Annotated in this window: 14 protein-coding genes and 1 pseudogene; 10 read left to right on the top strand and 5 right to left on the bottom strand. The window is 54.1% G+C overall.

The features are described from left to right. Window positions 1-112 precede the first annotated feature (112 nt). The 6 genes and pseudogenes from KL786_RS30195 to brxL form a co-directional block, all read left to right on the top strand. Window positions 113-465, top strand: a pseudogene (locus KL786_RS30195) (IS3 family transposase); the annotation flags it as partial. 71 nt (window positions 466-536) lie between these two features. Next, window positions 537-2,309 (top strand): BREX-1 system adenine-specific DNA-methyltransferase PglX, encoded by a 1,773-nt coding sequence (gene pglX, locus KL786_RS25925; RefSeq protein WP_126644777.1) that lies wholly within the window; start codon window positions 537-539, stop codon window positions 2,307-2,309. Between the two features lie 3 nt (window positions 2,310-2,312). Beyond that, the gene (locus KL786_RS25920; protein WP_033898358.1) at window positions 2,313-3,587 is read left to right on the top strand and encodes an AAA family ATPase; all 1,275 of its coding nucleotides are present in this window, start codon (window positions 2,313-2,315) and stop codon (window positions 3,585-3,587) included. Then, a complete protein-coding gene (locus KL786_RS25915) occupies window positions 3,584-4,231 on the top strand; it encodes a retron system putative HNH endonuclease (RefSeq protein WP_033898359.1) in 648 nt (215 codons plus the stop codon). The genes KL786_RS25920 and KL786_RS25915 overlap by 4 nt, the downstream gene beginning before the upstream one ends. After that, window positions 4,228-6,735 carry a BREX-1 system phosphatase PglZ type A gene (gene pglZ, locus KL786_RS25910; RefSeq protein WP_033898361.1) on the top strand — a complete coding sequence of 836 codons (2,508 nt, stop codon included), beginning with the start codon at window positions 4,228-4,230 and terminating at the stop codon, window positions 6,733-6,735. Before KL786_RS25915 ends, pglZ begins: the two co-directional genes overlap by 4 nt. 12 nt (window positions 6,736-6,747) lie before the next feature. Beyond that, window positions 6,748-8,850 carry a BREX system Lon protease-like protein BrxL gene (gene brxL, locus KL786_RS25905; RefSeq protein ID WP_033898363.1) on the top strand — a complete coding sequence of 701 codons (2,103 nt, stop codon included), beginning with the start codon at window positions 6,748-6,750 and terminating at the stop codon, window positions 8,848-8,850. A 232-nt stretch (window positions 8,851-9,082) separates the two neighbouring features. Here the strand turns inward: brxL and radC are convergent, their stop codons facing one another. The 5 genes from radC to KL786_RS25880 form a co-directional block, all read right to left on the bottom strand. Next, window positions 9,083-9,580 carry a RadC family protein gene (gene radC, locus KL786_RS25900; protein ID WP_033898365.1) on the bottom strand — a complete coding sequence of 166 codons (498 nt, stop codon included), beginning with the start codon at window positions 9,578-9,580 and terminating at the stop codon, window positions 9,083-9,085. A gap of 42 nt (window positions 9,581-9,622) precedes the next feature. Further along, the gene (locus KL786_RS25895) at window positions 9,623-10,540 is read right to left on the bottom strand and encodes a recombination directionality factor (RefSeq protein WP_033898366.1); all 918 of its coding nucleotides are present in this window, start codon (window positions 10,538-10,540) and stop codon (window positions 9,623-9,625) included. Between the two features lie 106 nt (window positions 10,541-10,646). Beyond that, entirely contained in the window at window positions 10,647-11,651 is a 1,005-nt protein-coding gene (locus tag KL786_RS25890) for a YqaJ viral recombinase family nuclease (RefSeq protein WP_033898368.1), read from the bottom strand. A gap of 81 nt (window positions 11,652-11,732) precedes the next feature. Beyond that, window positions 11,733-12,701, bottom strand: a complete 969-nt coding sequence (locus KL786_RS25885; RefSeq protein WP_033898369.1) for a DUF932 domain-containing protein — start codon at window positions 12,699-12,701, stop codon at window positions 11,733-11,735. A gap of 71 nt (window positions 12,702-12,772) precedes the next feature. Continuing rightward, window positions 12,773-13,102: a hypothetical protein gene (locus KL786_RS25880; protein ID WP_033898370.1), complete on the bottom strand. Its 330-nt coding sequence runs from the start codon at window positions 13,100-13,102 to the stop codon at window positions 12,773-12,775. Window positions 13,103-13,805: 703 nt separating this feature from the next. On the opposite strand from KL786_RS25880, the gene KL786_RS25875 reads away from it, so the two are divergent. The 4 genes from KL786_RS25875 to KL786_RS25860 all read left to right on the top strand — a co-directional run bounded on the left by KL786_RS25875 (window position 13,806) and on the right by KL786_RS25860 (window position 16,998). Beyond that, entirely contained in the window at window positions 13,806-14,498 is a 693-nt protein-coding gene (locus KL786_RS25875) for a YagK/YfjJ domain-containing protein (RefSeq protein WP_033898371.1), read from the top strand. Between the two features lie 23 nt (window positions 14,499-14,521). Continuing rightward, on the top strand, window positions 14,522-14,992 hold the full coding sequence (locus tag KL786_RS29990) for a helix-turn-helix domain-containing protein (protein ID WP_312024517.1): 471 nt from the start codon (window positions 14,522-14,524) through the stop codon (window positions 14,990-14,992). A 179-nt stretch (window positions 14,993-15,171) separates the two neighbouring features. Further along, complete coding sequence (locus KL786_RS29985) at window positions 15,172-15,507, top strand: helix-turn-helix transcriptional regulator (protein WP_312024516.1); 336 nt, start codon at window positions 15,172-15,174, stop codon at window positions 15,505-15,507. 12 nt (window positions 15,508-15,519) lie between these two features. After that, window positions 15,520-16,998, top strand: a complete 1,479-nt coding sequence (locus KL786_RS25860) for a YfjI family protein (RefSeq protein WP_033898373.1) — start codon at window positions 15,520-15,522, stop codon at window positions 16,996-16,998. The last annotated feature ends 347 nt before the right edge of the window (window positions 16,999-17,345 follow it).

The following is a 17,345-nucleotide window of genomic DNA, read 5'->3' as shown; positions in this document are numbered from 1 at the left end:
CCAAAAGACAATGTCTTGGCCGAAACTATCAACAGCTATACAAAGATGGGGCGACTTACCGGAAGTCGTGGATAGGGAGTGCCGGGAGCCGGTGGAACTGACGGCATCGACCTGCGATGCTCTACGTATGGTGTTTTGGCGATGCAAGTTGCTTGGGGGCGTTGAGGCACCAGTTCAATATTACTCCTCGGTTTACCAGCAGCTGATCTGGGTCCATCACCTTCGATGCGGTGTGAGGGTGAGGGTGAGGGTGAGGGTGAGGGTGAATGCTACGACAACGTCTGCGCGTAGAGCTTCTTCCACAGCCTGAGAGGCGAGTGCATCCACGGCGAGCGTGTCATATCGCGCGTCCAGATGCGTCAACCCGTGTTTGAATAAATCGAAACCAACCACAATATGCCAGCGGTGTCATAGCACCTTAGATAGATCAGTCCAGAGGCCTTTGAGGCTCGGATGATTGCTTAAACCTGTGTCCATGGCTGCTGGTCAAGATCAGTCCGGGCCGGATGCGGCTAACGCATTGGAGAGAATTAACGATGGACGACCAAAACAAGCAAGCTGACAATGCCGAGGCGGGTATGGAGAGCTATTTCTTCCGGGCTTCTGCGGCGGACTTTCGAAAAATTCCGGGAAGTCCAGTTGCGTATTGGGTTAGTGATGCTGTGAGCAATGCATTCAGAGACTTTCCTCGTTTTGATGAGGTGGCTCCAACCAGGAAGGGTATGGTTACCGCTCGAAACGAAATTTATGTTCGAGATTGGCATGAGGTTTCGCTTGATAAGTCTGGGCTTGATATATTTAAGGATAGGCACTCAGCTCAAGAGTCAGGGAAGAAGTGGTTCTCGTATCTTAAAGGTGGTGGTTATCGAAAGTGGTATGGAAATAAGTTCGATGTTGTTAATTGGGAGGATGATGGTTTTTTGCTGCAGACGAAAAAGCACCCTTCAGAAGATCGGGTTTGGGCAACAAATTTCAATCTGGAATTTGTTTTTAATGAAAACATTAATTGGGGGGCGGTAAGCTCTTTAGATTTTTCAGCTCGCATTAGTGAGGGTGGGGAACTTTTTGATGCTGGTGGATCTGCGTGTTTCCCAGTAAAAGTTAACCCTAAGACAGTTTTGGGTTTTTTGAATGCAAAGGTCTCTCGAGTGATGTTGAGAGCGCTTAATCCAACTTTGAATTTTCAAGCTGGGAATATTGCGAATCTCCCTTTCCTTGTTTCGGTGGATACTGATAGAACAAGGAATTTGGTCGATGGCCTTATATCTGCTTTTAAAGTTGATTGGAACTCTTACGAAACCTCTTGGGACTTTACCAGCCTGCCGCTGCTGCACTCCGACTATCAGCAGAAAACTCTTCAGAGCACGTATCAAAATCTTCGCGCCTTTTGGAGTGATACGACGCTGGAAATGCAGCGATTCGAAGAAGAAAACAACGACATTTTTATCGAAGCCTACTGCTTGCAGGACGAGCTGAATCCCGAGGTGCCACTTAAGGAAATCACCCTCACCTGTAACCCGTATAATCGCTACGGCGGCGACAAGGCAGACGAAGAGTTGGAAGCTCTACTGCAGGCTGACACGATGCGCGAGTTTTTGTCCTACGCCGTAGGCTGCATGTTCGGCCGCTACAGCCTGGACAAGCCGGGGCTTTTACTGGCCAACCTGGGTGAGACGCTGGTCGATTACTTACGCCAGGTGCCCGAGCCACGCTTTATGCCGGACGAGGACAATGTGATCCCGCTGCTGGACGGCGAGTGGTTTGCCGATGATGTGACCGAGCGCTTCCGCCAGTTCCTACGCATGACCTTCGGCGAGCAGCATTACGAAGAAAATTTGACTTTTATCGAGGCAGCGCTGGGCAAGGACATACGGAAGTACTTCCTCAAGGACTTTTACGTTGACCACGTCAAACGCTACAGAAAGCGCCCGATCTATTGGCTGTTCGCCAGCCCCAAAGGTACCTTCAACGCGCTGATCTATGTGCACCGCTACCGCGCGGACACAGTCAGTGTGGTGTTGCAGTACCTGCGCGACTTCCGCAAAAAGCTTGCTGCGAGGCTGGGTTACCTGCAGCAGGTCAGCATCAGCACCTCCGCCAGCCAGGGCGATAAAGCCCGCGCCCTCAAGGAAATAGAGACGCTGAAGAAGCAATTGTTGGAGCTGGACGACTATGAGCGAGACACCCTCTACCCGCTGGCCACCGAGCAAGTGCCACTGGATCTCGACGATGGCGTCAAGGTTAACTACCTCAAACTTGGCCCAGCGTTGAAAAAAATCGTTGGGCTCGATGCCAAAGGTGAGGATTAAGTCATGCGCATTGATTCAATCAAGTTGACGAACTTTCGCGGAGCGCTCGACCTGCGCCTGACGCTGAATGAACGTATCAACGTGTTTGCCGGCGTCAATGGAGCGGGCAAATCGTCGGTGCTCGATGCACTGGCACTGGCACTCTCGTGGGCGGTTAGCCGTATTCGTCATACGACTGCTTCCGGGCGGCCGATTGCAGAGCCGGACATCACCAATGGTAAGTCGACAGCCACGATAGAGCTGAGCTGCCATAGCGCTCGTGGCAGCGTGGCCTGGAAGCTGTCTAAAAGCCGAGCGGGGCATGCGTCTGAAGACAAGAGCAGTTTTCATGAGCTCAAGGAGTTTATTCACGACCTGCAGGAGCAGATCTCCCAGACCCAGGAGCGCTGTAACCTGCCGTTGTTTGTGTATTACCCCGTCAATCGTGCGGTGCTGGATATTCCGCTGCGTATCAAGGAAAGGCATCGGTTTTCGCCGCTCTCGGCCTATGACGATGCGCTGACCAGTGGGGCGAATTTTCGTACATTCTTCGAGTGGTTTCGCGAGCGCGAGGACCTTGAGAATGAGCACCGCAAATACCGCGATGATCTGGTTAAACCCGATGACTACTGCTTTCCAGACAGAGAGCTGGAGGCAGTACGCAGGGCGTTGGCGTGCTTTATGCCGGATTTCACTAATCTGACGGTGCGGCGTAACCCACTGCGCATGGAAGTTGAAAAGCTGGGCAAGCGCCTCTCGGTCAGCCAGTTGTCCGATGGCGAAAAATGCATGATCGCCCTGATTGGTGATTTGGCCAGGCGTTTGGCTATTGCCAATCCGACATTGGATGACCCTCTGCAAGGGCAAGGCGTGGTGCTGATCGATGAGGTGGATTTACACCTGCACCCCAAGTGGCAGCGCTTGATGGTGCCGAAGCTGATAGAGGTATTTGGGCAGTGCCAGTTCATTCTTTCAACCCATTCGGCGCATGTGATCACCCATGTGCAACCAGACTGCCTGTATCTGCTAGGTCAGACCGAGCAAGGCTTGCAGACTGAACATCCGCGTGAATCGTTCGGCATGAGTGCTGAGCGTGTGCTGGAGGATTTGATGGGCTTGCCGACTACTCGGCCAGAATCGGTTGAAACAGATTTACACGCGCTGTTCTTGGCAATCGATAAGAATGAACTGAGTGAGGCCAAGAAAAAGATCGACGCTTTGCGTAACGACATTGGTGATGACCCGGATCTGGCTCGCGCAGATGTGTTGATTCGTCGCAAGGAAGTCATCGGACGATGAGGCATATTTCTAAGCAGCCAGAACCCCAGGCTTTATTCGATTGGAAAGCGCAGGCGAATGCGGACTGGCAGCCGGCTTATGAGCTGTTGAGTGGCGCGCCTAAGCTGGCCCTGAAGCTGGCCTTGATGGTTGAACAGGGATTTATCTGCTGCTACTGCGAGCGACGCTTACACGATGATGATGCGCATATCGAACACTTCAGGCCTCAGAGCGATCCAGCCTGCGATGCGCTCGATTATGCCAATCTGCTGTGTTCTTGCCAGAACCGTATTGAGCGAGGCGCACCGCGCCACTGCGGTAATCTCAAAGAGGATTGGTTCGACGAGCAGTTGCTGGTTTCCCCTTTGTTAGAGGGGTGTGAAAGGCAGTTTGCTTTTGCTGGGGATGGTTCAATCAGACCCGCGAATCCCGATGATCAGTCTGCTGCCATTACCATCGAGAAGCTTGGGCTGAATATTCGCAAGTTGCAGGATTTGCGTAAGGCCGCCATCGAGCCATTTCTTGATCCCGAGCTCAGTGATGCTGACCTTCAGCTATTTACCCAAGCCTACCTGGCGCGAGACGCAGACAACAGGCTGGGAGAGTTTTGTAGCACGGTTGCGCATCTGTTCGGGCATGTCGAGCAAGGAGTGAATGGCGCGTGAGCAATGCAAAAATAACCCAGGCCCTGAGCAACCTGTTCGACAAGCAGCGCATAGTGTTCTGGTATGACACGCGCCTGGAGTTTCGCGCTGATTTCGAGACGCTGGAGCTGCCGGATGTCGAGAAAATCGAGCTGGCTAACAATGAGTTTGGCGTGAAATACCGCCTGCTGCGCGAGCAGCCGGAACAGAAGTTTCTGCTCTACCGTGAAGGTGCCGAGCCTCCGCATTTGCAGAATTGGCTGTTGGATGTGCAGCTCGCCAGTGGCAATTGCTTCCGTACCGATCAGGTTGCCTTGTGGCTGGCTGAGCTGGAGTTGGGACCGGACTGCTATCCGCTGCTGGAAGCCCATGTTGCGTTTTTCGAATCCGCCAAGCGCCGCGAGGCACTGAGCAAGTTACTTGAGCCGGGTGATTCGCAGAACTTGCTGCAACGCAAGATGCTCGCCGTGTGTTCCGGCAACGAGCCGCGTCTGGATGTGATTCTGGAAAACCTGCTGAGTGATCTGGCCGCTGGTAAAGATGTGCGGATCAAGTTAATCGAAAGCAGCGGCTTGAATGCTTATCTGTGGGAGCAGGTGAAGCGCGCCTATGGCTATAGCTCCGAGCAACCAGGGTTGCACGATTTCGTTATCGAGCTGTTTAAGGCTTGTTTCATGCTTGGGATCGACCCGGCTTACAAGGCGCGACTGTCCGCTGAGGCGCTGGTGTTCCTCAAACGATGGAAGGACAGTCGTTCGCATGAGCAGAGTTTCGAGGCACTGTCTGAGCAGTGCGCGGCGGTGCTGCAGATCGACGACAAGCTGCAAACTCTGGACTGGCGTAGCCTGCTGGAGCTGGATTATTTCGAGCTGATCGACCGCAAGATCCTCAGTGAGCTGGTACGTGCCGTGGTGGCCCGTACAGTGACCGCTCAGGAGGTGGAGCAGTGGGTACGCCAGCGCCGTCAGAGTCACTGGTTTGAGCGCTTCAAGGATGTGTACCTGGCGCTGGAGCATGCGGCGCAGTTCATCCAGGTGCTGGACATAACGCAGCTGCAAATGGAATCGCTGACTGATGGCGTGCAAAAGTACGCCAGCCAGTGGTTCAGGCTGGATCAGCGTTACCGCAAGTTCGTCTATCATCTGCGTGAATCTGGCCAGGCTTCGCTGCTGGGTGAGTTGGCTATGCAGGTCGAGAATCTCTACGGCAACAACTACCTGAGCCGTCTTAATGACCGCTGGCAGCAGCACGTGGATGCGGCGCAGCAGTGGGAGGCCGCGCCCGTAGTGCTGCAGCGCAATTTTTTCAGCCGCTATGTGCAGCCGTTTGTTGAGCGCAAAACTAAGGTGTGCGTGCTGATTTCCGATGCGTTCCGCTATGAGGTAGGCGAGGAGCTGCAAAGCCTGATTCGTCAGGAAGATCGTTTTGAGGCTGATCTGGAACCGATGCTGTCGATGCTACCGAGTTATACCCAGCTGGGCATGGCGGCGCTGCTACCCAACAGCAGCCTGCAACTGGCCGACAACGACAGTGGCGATGCCATAGTGGATGGTCAGAGCGCTCAAGGCTCGGTCAACCGGGGCAAGATTCTGGCGACCAGGGTGCCAGCATCCCAGGTGGTACGAGCCAAGGATCTACTGGCGATGAACCAGGCCGACTCTCGTGCCTTGCTGCGCGACAATGAGGTGGTTTACGTTTATCACAACCTGATCGACAAGACCGGCGACACCCGTGATACCGAAGAGCGAGTGTTTGCGGCGGCCGAGGAAACGCTCAGTGAGCTGATCCGTCTGGTGAAGAAGCTGACCAACGCCAATGCCAGTAACCTGCTGATCACTGCTGATCATGGCTTCATCTATCAGAATCATCCGCTGCAGGAGAGCGATTTCCTCAGCGGTGAGCCGGAGGGCGATGAGGTCCTCTACCGCGACCGGCGTTTTGTACTGGGTCGTAGCTTGCGCGAAGGAGCCAGCTTTAAAACCTTCAACCCGGTGCAGCTAGGCCTGACGGGTACGCTTATGGTGCAGATTCCCAAATCGATCAACCGTCTGCGGCTGAAAGGCTCTGGCAGCCGCTTTGTGCATGGCGGCGCCACCCTGCAAGAGGTTGTGATCCCGGTCATCCGCATTAACAAGAAGCGCCAGAGCGATGTGGGTCGGGTGGAGGTGGAGTTCATCGGTGGCGGTGGCAAGACCATCACCACCGGGCAGTTGGCCGTGGTGCTCTATCAAACCGAGGCAGTGACCGAGAAACTGCAGTCGCGCCGGTTGCGTGCAGGTTTGTTCACGCTGGACGGTGAGCTGGTATCCGATCAGCATGAGCTGTTGTTCGACTTCAGTTCTTCTAACCCGCGTGAACGGGAGCTGCCGGTGCGCTTCATTCTCAGCCGCAAGGCCGATGAGGCGAATAATCAGCAGGTGGAACTGCTCCTTGAAGAGACCGTGGACGGCACTTCACACTTCACACGGTACAAAGCCGCGCGCTACACCATTCGCCGCTCGTTCAGCAGCGAATTTGATTTTTAAGCAGGAGCTCCAATGAGTCAGCTCGACGACAAGATCAACCAGCACTTTGCCGGCCTAGTGGTGCGCAAAGACCTGGTCAAAGCGGTGAAGGGCAACGCCATTGTGCCGTCGTATGTGCTGGAGTACTTGCTGGGCCAGTACTGCGCGACCAATGACGAAGCGACTATCCAGACCGGTATCGAGACCGTCAAGGAGATCCTGCGTAAGCACTATGTCCACCGCAACGAAGCAGGGCTGGTGCGCTCGACCATCAAGGAGAAGGGTCGGCACAAGGTTATTGACCGTATTAGCGTCTCATTAAACGACAAGGATGACGTGTACGAGGCTGAGTTCGCCAACCTGGGCATCAAGAAGGTGCTGATCGACTCCAACACCGTCAAGACCCACCAGAAGCTGCTGGTAGGTGGTGTTTGGTGCATTGCGGATGTGGAGTATGAATACACCGAGGACAAGTCTGCCTCACCTTGGCTTCTGGCCTCGCTAAAGCCAATTCAGATTTCCCGCTTTGATTTCGACGGCTATCTGGAGGCACGTAAGCAGTTCACCACTGATGAGTGGATTGACCTGCTGATCCAGAGCGTAGGTTTCAATCCGCAGATGTTCGGCAAGCGCAATAAGCTTGCTCAGCTTATCCGCCTTATCCCGTTCTGCGAGCGCAACTACAACCTGATCGAGCTGGGCCCCAAGGGGACCGGCAAGTCCCACGTATACTCTGAGTTCTCGCCTCACGGCATTCTTATCTCCGGTGGCGAAGTTACGGTTCCCAAGCTGTTCGTCCATAACGGCACGGGTAAGCTCGGCCTGGTGGGTTACTGGGATGTAGTGGCTTTCGATGAGTTCGCCGGCAAGCAAAAGCGAGTGGACAAGGCGCTGGTGGACATCATGAAGAACTACATGGCTAACAAGTCGTTCTCACGGGGGGTGGAAACCCTGGGAGCAGAGGCCAGTATGGTGTTTGTGGGTAATACCGATCACACCGTGCCGTACATGCTTAAGCATACGGACCTGTTCGACCCGCTGCCGGAAAAGTTCCACGATTCAGCCTTTCTCGATCGCATTCACAGCTACATCCCCGGTTGGGAAGTGGATGTCATCCGTGGCGAGATGTTCTCCAGTGGTTACGGCTTCGTGGTGGACTACCTGGCCGAGATCCTGCGCTCGCTTCGCAGTCATGACTACTCAGATCGCTATAAGGGACAGTTCACGCTATCCGACGATATTTCGACACGCGACCGCGATGGCATCAACAAAACCTTTTCTGGTTTGATGAAGATCCTGTACCCGCATGGCGAGACGACAGACGCCGAAGTGGAAGACGTATTGCGCACTGCAATTGAAGGGCGCAAGCGGGTGAAGGATCAGTTGCTACGCATTGACGCGACCTATCCGGCCGTTCGTTTTGCCTACCAGGGGGCTGATGCTCAGGAGCGTTTGGTGCGCACTCTGGAAGAGGATGAGTATCCTGATCAATACCATCGTAGGGGAGCGACTGAAGTTTCTACTGCAGACTTACCCCAAGTCGGCACTGACCCTTTGCCGCTAATCGAGGCAGCGCCAGCCATGCAAGGGCCAGCTTCACGCCCAAGCAATCCTGTGCCGATGGAACCAGTGCTGAAAGAGCAGCATTTGGTCTTCCACGAAAATCAGCGAGGACTGAGTTTTGACAAGTTGTTCAGTCCCTATCTGGTAGGTGCCAAGCGCATCATCATCACAGACCCCTATCTTCGTATGTTCCACCAGTTGCGCAACTTGATGGAACTGATGGAGACCATTAGCAAGCTGCAAGGCCCGGAAGATGAGGTGGTTGTTCATGTGGTGACCGTTGAGGATGATTCCAATGGTGATCGTCAGACCGAAAGCCTGCAGAAGATCGCTGATGCTTGTACCGGTGTTGGCATCCAGTTCAGTTGGGCCTACGACACTAGCGGCACCAAGCATGACCGAGACATCACAACCGACACGGGTTGGAAGATAGTGCTTGGTCGTGGCTTGGATGTTTTTCAGCGCTTTGAGCTGAATGATGCCTTCAGCTTTGCGAATCGGCTCCAGCAGCATCGTCAGTGCAAAGAATTCAGTGTGACCTTTGTGCGGGTTGGCCCGGCAGCTTGTTCGTAGGTTTACGACGATTAGGCAGAGGCACTCTGATTGGTGTTCGCGGCACGACTAAAGAAAAAAAGCTAGGCCGACTGCGGGCGCCCTTAGGCGTGGGGAATCCATAGTTTCGGCTGCAGCAGGAGCTGAGTACAACCGCTGGATCACGACAAAAAATAAGTGAGGGGAGTTACCCTGCCGATGACCGCCCTGGCATCAGCCAAGGGCAGTCTATCGGGCGGTGTGAGCCTAGGAGTTACAGGTAACCTCGTTCGGCCAACGACACGCAACCTTCATGGCCCACCACCACATGATCCAATATTCGGGTGCCGACCATGTTCAGAGCGTTCTTGAGGGTGGTGGTCAGCGTGCGATCGGCTTGGCTGGGCTCCGGGTCGCCGGAGGGATGATTGTGAACCAAAATTACGGCTGCGGCGTTGTGCTCTAGGGCGATCTTGACCACTTCCCGTGGGTACACGCTGGCACCATCCAGCGTGCCTCGGAAGAGCTCCCTGAAGCCTATTACCCGGTGCTTGGTGTCGAGCAGTAGCAAAGCAAAGACTTCGTGCTCGTGGTACTGCAGCAGTGTTTGCAGGTGGCTGAAGACCTGCTTAGGCTCAGTCAGTGCCCGGCCTTTAGACAGGCGACTCATTGCCAGTTGTTGAGCCATCTGCAGGATATCGGCCTCGGTGACAGGGGATTCCATGACGTAGGTGCCGGATGCCTCTCCAGCCCGGAGTTTGTGATATTTCATGACGGTATTCCTGTGCGAATGCGTGAGGATTGAGGCGCGCGGTTACTGGACGCTGGGTCTAGCGTGCCGGCTGGCTTGCGACTCCAGCTTTTGGGAGAGTGAGGGTTTGGCAGGCGCTGACAGTTGAGCTTGGGGCTCTACAGGGCTGGGCTGATCGTCAATGGCGGGGAAGAATTCCTCGACGATGGCACCGGTGTCCTCCTCGCTGTCTTCAAAGGCACCATTGTTAAAGCCCTGCCGGGCCGCGTGATCCAAGGCGCTCTGGTCAAAGCCGGAGGCTTGCCGGGTTTCGTCCAGCTGCTTGGCTTCCAGCAAGGCGTCTTCTAGGCTCAGGCCGCTGCGCACCGTGATATCGACGTAGAAGATCGGTGTACCGTGACTCTGTCGGGTGGACTTGCCCCGCAGACGCAGCTCCAGCGGCAGACAGGCCAGGCGATTGCCGGAGATGGCTTGCAGGTAATGCACACGCGCTGTCAGGGTGCGGATGCTGTTGTAGCCCGTGGTGCGAAAGACAAAACTGCCCAGCGGATCGTCATCGCCAATCACCACGTTCAGCCGGCCGTAAGGCTTGCAGGCGTTGCCCTGGGCCAGTGAACAGCCATCGGGTGAAGGGCATGGCAGCGACTGGATGCCGTCCTTGGTCGATCGCTTGCAGGTCTCACCGTTGCCGACGCACAGTGGTCGTCCGGTAGCACGGTCGAACAGGCTGTAATCCGCCCGAAAGTTGAGGTCAGGCTCGTTGAACAGTAAGCGGATCGGAATACTGCGCAGTTTGCCATCCTGGCCATTACGCAGTTCCTCATTGAGCGGGTGCAACAACCAACCGTCCCGGCTCTGTACCTGAGAGGTTAGGGTGAACTGATCGTCTTTCTCCGGCAGACGCTTGCCGTTTTTCTCGACGACCTTGCCGATGGAAATGCGCCCCAAAATCGGGGGAGTGATGGCTAAACCTTTGAGCATGGGAGTTCTCCTGTATCTGAAATAAAAACGCCACCGAGACCGCGCAAACGGCCAGGGTGGCGCTGGAGAGAAAGGGCATGGGGATAAGGGAGGAGCGAACGAACGTTCAGGCCAGCAGAAAACGTCGACTGCCGGTTTTGGTGGTCGAGTAGCGCACTTGCAGATAGGGCTTTTCTTTAAGCAAACGGGGGATATCCAGGGCCACGCTGTCTTTGGCTTTCTTCCAAGTGATGCTGCCGGTTGCGAAGGTCGCCCGACTGGCATCGCCCATGGCCTGTTGCAACGTTTGCTTGAGTTGAGCTTCCTGCTTCTCCTGCAGAGCAATCGATTCGCGCACGTTCTGCAGTTCGGTAAAGGTCGTACAGAGCAGCGTGTCCTGGCTGAAGTCCAGGCTTTGCCCACTGTCCTGTGGATACAGACAGCGCAACGCCTGCTCCGCCGAGGCCGAACCATCGGCCGGCGGCGGGGTATCACTGACGACGTAATCCCAGAACAGCCACTCCAAGTCGATCAGCCGAGCAATCAGTGACTCGTCGCGTTCGATGCGATGGATTTCCAGGTGCTGACCACCGAGCAGTACCGCCACATCAGCGGCCTGCTTGCCGGTGACGGCGAGCTGGTGCATGACTTGCAACTGCACATACTCGGGCACACCCTCCTTCCAGAGGCGTGCGCCGTTTATGCCGGCGGTTTTACATTCGAGAATCTGTACATCGTCGGCGCCGATCACCTCACGGTCGATGTTGGCCAGCATCCAGGGCAGTTTGGGATCAGGATGCTGCAGCACCGCATTGACCCGCCGTACCCGGTGACCACTGCGCCGGGTGTAATGTGTTGCGACAATTGGCTCCAGGATGTTGCCCCAGTAAGCTGGGCTTTCTTCATCCTGTGGATCGAGCTTGGGAAGTGAGGTGTCACGTCCGGTTTTCTCCAGCCACAACTCCAACTGGGATTTGTAAGGGTTCAGGCCCACGGCAGCGGCGGCATCCGAGCTGCCGATACCTTGTTTACGCACGGCCAACCAGTCCTCGCGCGGCATCTGTTTAGTCCCCACCAGACGTAAGGCAGGACGGGGTTTGCTGCTGGGTTGTTGCAGAGGTTGTGTGCCCATGATGTTTTCCTGTACGGCATAAAAAACGCCCGGCCAGCAGATGCTAACCAGGCGCTTTAATAGTTGAGTAAGTAAGTGGAGCTAGGCGGCGAGTTCCAGTGCGGCCTGCAGGGCACGTTGTTTGATGACAGCACCTTGGCCAAACCAGGCCGAGTCCATTCGGTATTCAGTACTGCGAGCCCGTCGCTCGTGATCGACATACTCGGTCACCGCGTTGAGCAGCCCCCAGGCCGTTCCGCGAGATGATTCCAGCGTGGCGCCGCGACCTTCGCCTTCGTACAGGCTTTGAACCTTGCGCAGTGCGCGCTCGTTCGGCAGGACTTCGGGCAGTTTGCTATTGGGGGTTACATCACACAGCACGTTCATGAAAAAGCCCATCGCTTCATGCCACTGCACCTTGCGTTCAGCCAGTGCTCGCATGCGGTACATGAACTCGTCCCACTGGGAGACAGCGATACCGAGCTGCTTTTTCACTGCCTGTGGATCGAAGCGTGTGCTGTGCGGCACCTTGATCGCGCGGGTGGTGCCATCCAGAGCGATGGTCAGCGTGTTATTGCAGACCACCCTTACCGTGGTCGGGGTGGCGGTGGTGGCCAGCGTCCCGTCACAGGACGTCGCCAATAACAGATAGCCGTTGACCTGATCGTTGCCCTTCAACTCGGTCGTTTGACCTGTGCGTGCCAAGGCCCAAAACTTGCGGCCACCCTTCAGCACGCCAGCGGTTTCCAGCTCGTAGCCGGAAACTTCGGTCAGGTCGCGATAGAACTCCAGGACTTCACGCGGTTGTACGATTTGGTAGCGGTTGGACACGACGGAGAGCGGTGCCTTGGTGTCGGAGCGATACAGCACCTTCTGTTCAGGGAAGGTGTGAATTGAGCCCAGAGTACCGATGCTCTCGGACTTGAAGTGGACTGGGCTGTCCTGGATCTTCCAGTCCATGCCCGCTTCACGCTGCCAGACTTCGAGCGCTTGTTTGGGGGAGAGGCGACTGCCCAGACCATGCCAAGGCGTGGTGCCAACGTAAGCCATTTGTTCAACGAGATGAGCCATGGGAATAATTCCTTGCGAATGAAGGGAAAAGCGCGTCGCTTCATCAACAAACGACACCTGTTCACAACGACTTAACGGTTGACGCTGAAGTTGTAACCGCACGCCAGGCATTGATAGTTATCCAGCACCTTGTCATCGATCTGCTCGCCCAGCGTGGCCCCGGCTATCCCGCCAGCCACGCCGCCAAACAGTCCCCCGAGAAGTGCACCAGCAATACTGCCAATGGCGATCCCGACCGGACCGCCGATTACACCCAGCACTGCGCCGGCTTCTGCTCCCGACAGGGCTCCGGCAGCACCACTGGCCGCACCGCCCGCAGCGCCAACCAATCCACCTGCTTGTTTGCCAATATTTTTCGTGACGACGCGTCCAGAGTTACAGCTTGGGCAAGGGGTATACATACACAGATCCTCTCAAGTGATGAGCGTGATGAGCCATATAGCTGGCACGCCAAATCCCTACCGCAGTTAAAACGGTGGGCGTTCACAGAGGTGATATAGGTCTGAGATTTTTTTGATTGAACTCGTATCGGCTCACTACGCTACGGCAAAGCCGTGAAAAACCAGCCTTTTGGAGCCCTCAACGACATGAATACGGCAGTGCAGTAAGTTTTTACAGGTCAGCGGTATGGGATGTCTATATGACTAAAAGCGCTGACGGCACACATCAGTCGACTCATACGTTTTATTCTGAATGAAAAATGGAATCTTTTTAGAGTTGAATAAGTGAATTTTCTTATTGTAGTTCTGGGGGTTAAATTTTTCACTGAGCCTATTTCTAGTGGTTTTTTGCAGGTGCGGCATTGCTGTTGTTACGGTTAAAGTAGTATGCATCTAAAAGAGGCTCTAATAGTAACTGATAAAGGTCATGGTTATTATTGATTGCTGAGTAATCGATAGCCCTCTCCAATAGAGGGGTATCGTACTTATAGAAATCTACGAAACAGATCTGCCATAAACAACGGTCGTAACGTAAAGCCTTGGCTGCAAGTCAAAGCGTTGAGAGTTTGAAAGAAGCGTATAAGTCGAAGCAAGGTGCCTGAATGCACCTGGCTCCGTGTGCCTGCCGGTGAACTCTCCATATACAGCCGACAGGAAACTGATCATGTTCCATCATCAACCTAAACGTCATCCCTTCAACACTAAGCTCAAGCTGCACTACAGTAACGAATACCGTGGCTTCGCCGTGCAGCAGCAACTGGCACATGGCCCGTTGATCGAAAACTACCTGGAGCGTGGGATTGAGACTCTACAGCACTGTCTCTCGGTACAGGCTCGAACCTTAGTCTGTCGGGTCGACTTGCGTTACCCCGTCGGCCGGATGCCGTCGGATGCGCTCATCAGCAATGAAGTAATGACTCGTTTCTTCTACCAACTAAGTAAAGAGTTGGTCTGGGCAAATACCAAATACTCGACCGAAATTCGCTACATCTGGTGCCGGGAGCGCAACAGCAGCGAGGCGCCCCATTATCACCTCATGCTATTGCTCAACTACGACGCCATTGGGGGCTTAGGTAACTACGGGCCTAGTACAGACGGCACCTACAGCAGAGAAAACTTGTTTCATCGCATCGTGCGCGCTTGGGCCTGGGCAATTGGTTGTGCTGCACACGACATGTCCGGGTTGGTGCATGCCTGCCAGGACAAACTCAGTGGCCAGGTTTACCAACGTCTGGAGCAGCGTTTTCCTGATTCACTCAAACAAGTGGTCTACGCCATGAGCTACTTGTGCAAGGAGTACAGCAAGTCACAGGAACTGGGGCAGGGCTTTGCCGTGTTCACCACCAGTCGGGTCTGAGGCCGGGCTGAGAGGTGTTCAATATGCCTATTCTATGGTGCGGCATTGCCGCACTGTTTCTCATTAGAAAAGGAGTCTTTCGCATGAGCTACAGCGAGCATTGGCGCCGTGAGTTTCTCACTCGGCACCCTGAGTATGAAAGTCAGTCACAGGTACGTTCGCAAGAGGCAGTGCAGCTGCCTGCGCCTGTAAGTTTCGTACTTCCCTTATCTACTTTTATAACGGCCAACTCTGAATTATCGACGCAACTTCCTCGGCAAGGGTCAAAGAGGCAACATAATCCCATGCAGGACCGCTCGACATCTTCAGATATCCTCAGGCAAGTATGTTTTTTACGTCAACGACTGAAGCTAACCCAGCAGGACCTAGCCAAACAGTTGGGGATCAGCTCTCGCACGCTGCAGGACTGGGAGCAGGGGCGCCGACAGCCAAGCGGACCTGGTAGGGCCTTACTACTGCAATGGGTTGACCAGCAGGCGGCTCATGGCTGCTGAATTATTCAAGCGAAGGGTGCAGCCGAAAAGGAGTCTTGGGCGGAGTTAGGGGGGAGTGCAGCTGCTATTTCTGCTACTAATAGCAGAAATAGCAGCTGCAGTGGACCCAGGCAGATTCGACGGGGTGGAATCGCCAAGCACAAAATGCACGGCGATGTCTATAGATCTGCTTAGGGTGGATGTGGCGTTTAGCACCTTCGACGACTTGGGGTGGCAGGGGCTTTAAAGTCCTTTTCATCGAATCCGTAGCCGAAGAGGGTGTAGAAATGATCAAAGAAAACAGTAATAAACTGATGTTAAGAATTTTGCGTATGCGGCAGTTACGAGAGCGTCTCGGGCTGAGTACGTCGACCATCTACGATCGCTTAAATCCAATGTCGCCCAGGTACGACTGCAGTTTTCCCAGGCCGATTAAGTTGGGGGCGTCAGCTGTAGGTTGGATTGAGGAAGATGTTTGTCGGTGGATTGAGTCCCGAATTGCAGAAAGCCGAAATGTTTACAGCGTGAATTCTTGAGAGGGGTGGTTTATGAATTTTTCTAATGGTGTATCAAGTTGGCTTCCTGTTCCAGGTGGAGCATTTCCAAGGTCTATGGCTTTGCCGATTATCGGGGGCGCAGTAGATGAAGCTGAGCGCAATATAATGGCCCCGCGAGCACTTATTTATTCAGCTGCGTTAACAGCCATGGCGACTGCGGCTCAAGGTTCAATTGATGTCTGTAAACCAAATGGCCAAATCGGTCCGGTATCAATAATGGTGCTCACGGTGGCCAACTCTGGGGAGCGAAAGTCGACCGCAGAGAATGTATTTATGGGAGGAGTTCGGCGCTTTCAGGATGAGATGGATGTGATTTATCAATCAGAGCTCTCTGATTGGCGTGCGAAACAGTCGATCTGGGACGCTCGTCGAAAGGCTATCTTGAAAGAAACTCTACTATTGGATCAGCATGAGGGGGGTGATCCGAATAAACAACTCATGGAACATCAAGCCTGTGCACCGATCAAACCTAGGCGCTTCAAGTTGCTGTACGAAGATGCTACGTCGGAAGCTTTGTTTCTTGGGTTGCACCAGAACATTCCAGTAGCTGGACTTATCTCCAGTGAGGGCGGTGGCGTGCTGACGGGTAAGGCATTCAATGACCTCTCAAAACAGAATGCGCTATGGAGCGGGGATGCCATAACGGTTGATCGTGTGTCGGCTGAAAGTTATGAGGTCAGAGGGCGGTTGACGGTATCGTTAATGGTTCAAGAAAGTTCATTTTTTAGCTATATGGAGAAAAACGGTGAAAAATCACGTGGGTCTGGCTTGTGGGCTAGGTTTTTGGTTTGCAGTCCAGAGTCTACTCAGGGGACTCGGTTTATAACGGAAGGCGCCGCGCCTTGGGATTGTTGTGACAGGTTTTCTGAGCGCGTCGGCGAGATCCTTAAAAACAGTGTTGAGTTTCTAGCTGACCCCAAGAAGCCGAAGTTTGTGGTTAGGTTTTCTCAGTCGGCGATTCACCGGTGGGTCAGTATTTTTAATGGGGTGGAGGCGCAGATTAGGCCGGAGGGGCGATATTTTGGTATGGGGGATCATGCGTCCAAGTTGGCAGATAATATCGCCAGGGTTGCTGCTATATTTCATTTCTTCGAAAAAAAAGATGGCGAAATAGCTGTGGAAACCTTGGAGGCAGCTATCGAGGTTTGCTTTTGGTACTCTGACGAGTTTTTACGGATGTTTACGCCACAACCTCAAGAAGAAGCTGATGCTCAGAAATTGGATGCTTGGCTGCAGGTAAGGCGAGAGTCTGGTGAGAGATTTGTGCCAAAAACCTCAATTGAGAGATTTGGGCCCAGTCCGATACGTGGCGTGAAGCGTCTAGATCCTGCTATAGAAGTGCTCGTGGCGCAGGGGAAGGTGTTGTTGTCAAAGAATGGAAAGGTCGCATATCTTGATATATTTCCTGAGCGCTCGATGAGCAACATGAATACTAGAAGTGTTCTTGCTCCTTTTAAACCTTCAATTTAGCGGGTGCATAGGGCTGAATGGTGTCGTATAGCCTAAGGAGAAAGCTGATGGATATGTGTTGGCGCGTTTGGCCATGAGCTAGTAATCCGCAATCGTCAGTCATTACTGGGCGATCGTATGCTTGTTACTACTTGTGAGTTGAGAGCGCCACCGTCACGGTGGCGTTTTCATTTAGATAAATATCGCTCATTGGCTGTTCTGGATGACATCATCCGGCGTTCGAGCGTCCGTTAGTCGCTCTAGGTAGATTTGCAATTGGTCTAGATCGTCTGCCGCTTCCAGTGCTTCAATTAGTTGTAGAAGTCTCGACTTAATCTGACACCCCTCTTGAAAAAGAGCGGGGCTAC

It is taken from the genome of Pseudomonas sp. TAE6080 (assembly GCF_018732265.1).
GTDB classification, from domain to species: Bacteria; Pseudomonadota; Gammaproteobacteria; order Pseudomonadales; family Pseudomonadaceae; genus Aquipseudomonas; species Aquipseudomonas brenneri.
This window is presented reverse-complemented; position numbering and strand designations above follow the sequence as displayed.

What these genes read in the sequence shown, in the direction of transcription:
- pglX (WP_126644777.1), top strand. Translation starts at nt 537, where the DNA reads ATGGACGACCAAAACAAGCAAGCTGACAATGCCGAGGCGGGTATGGAG.
- KL786_RS25920 (WP_033898358.1), top strand. Translation starts at nt 2,313, where the DNA reads ATGCGCATTGATTCAATCAAGTTGACGAACTTTCGCGGAGCGCTCGAC.
- KL786_RS25915 (WP_033898359.1), top strand. Translation starts at nt 3,584, where the DNA reads ATGAGGCATATTTCTAAGCAGCCAGAACCCCAGGCTTTATTCGATTGG.
- brxL (WP_033898363.1), top strand. Translation starts at nt 6,748, where the DNA reads ATGAGTCAGCTCGACGACAAGATCAACCAGCACTTTGCCGGCCTAGTG.
- radC (WP_033898365.1), bottom strand. Translation starts at nt 9,580, where the DNA reads ATGAAATATCACAAACTCCGGGCTGGAGAGGCATCCGGCACCTACGTC.
- KL786_RS25895 (WP_033898366.1), bottom strand. Translation starts at nt 10,540, where the DNA reads ATGCTCAAAGGTTTAGCCATCACTCCCCCGATTTTGGGGCGCATTTCC.
- KL786_RS25890 (WP_033898368.1), bottom strand. Translation starts at nt 11,651, where the DNA reads ATGGGCACACAACCTCTGCAACAACCCAGCAGCAAACCCCGTCCTGCC.
- KL786_RS25885 (WP_033898369.1), bottom strand. Translation starts at nt 12,701, where the DNA reads ATGGCTCATCTCGTTGAACAAATGGCTTACGTTGGCACCACGCCTTGG.
- KL786_RS25880 (WP_033898370.1), bottom strand. Translation starts at nt 13,102, where the DNA reads ATGTATACCCCTTGCCCAAGCTGTAACTCTGGACGCGTCGTCACGAAA.
- KL786_RS25875 (WP_033898371.1), top strand. Translation starts at nt 13,806, where the DNA reads ATGTTCCATCATCAACCTAAACGTCATCCCTTCAACACTAAGCTCAAG.
- KL786_RS29990 (WP_312024517.1), top strand. Translation starts at nt 14,522, where the DNA reads ATGCCTATTCTATGGTGCGGCATTGCCGCACTGTTTCTCATTAGAAAA.
- KL786_RS29985 (WP_312024516.1), top strand. Translation starts at nt 15,172, where the DNA reads ATGTGGCGTTTAGCACCTTCGACGACTTGGGGTGGCAGGGGCTTTAAA.
- KL786_RS25860 (WP_033898373.1), top strand. Translation starts at nt 15,520, where the DNA reads ATGAATTTTTCTAATGGTGTATCAAGTTGGCTTCCTGTTCCAGGTGGA.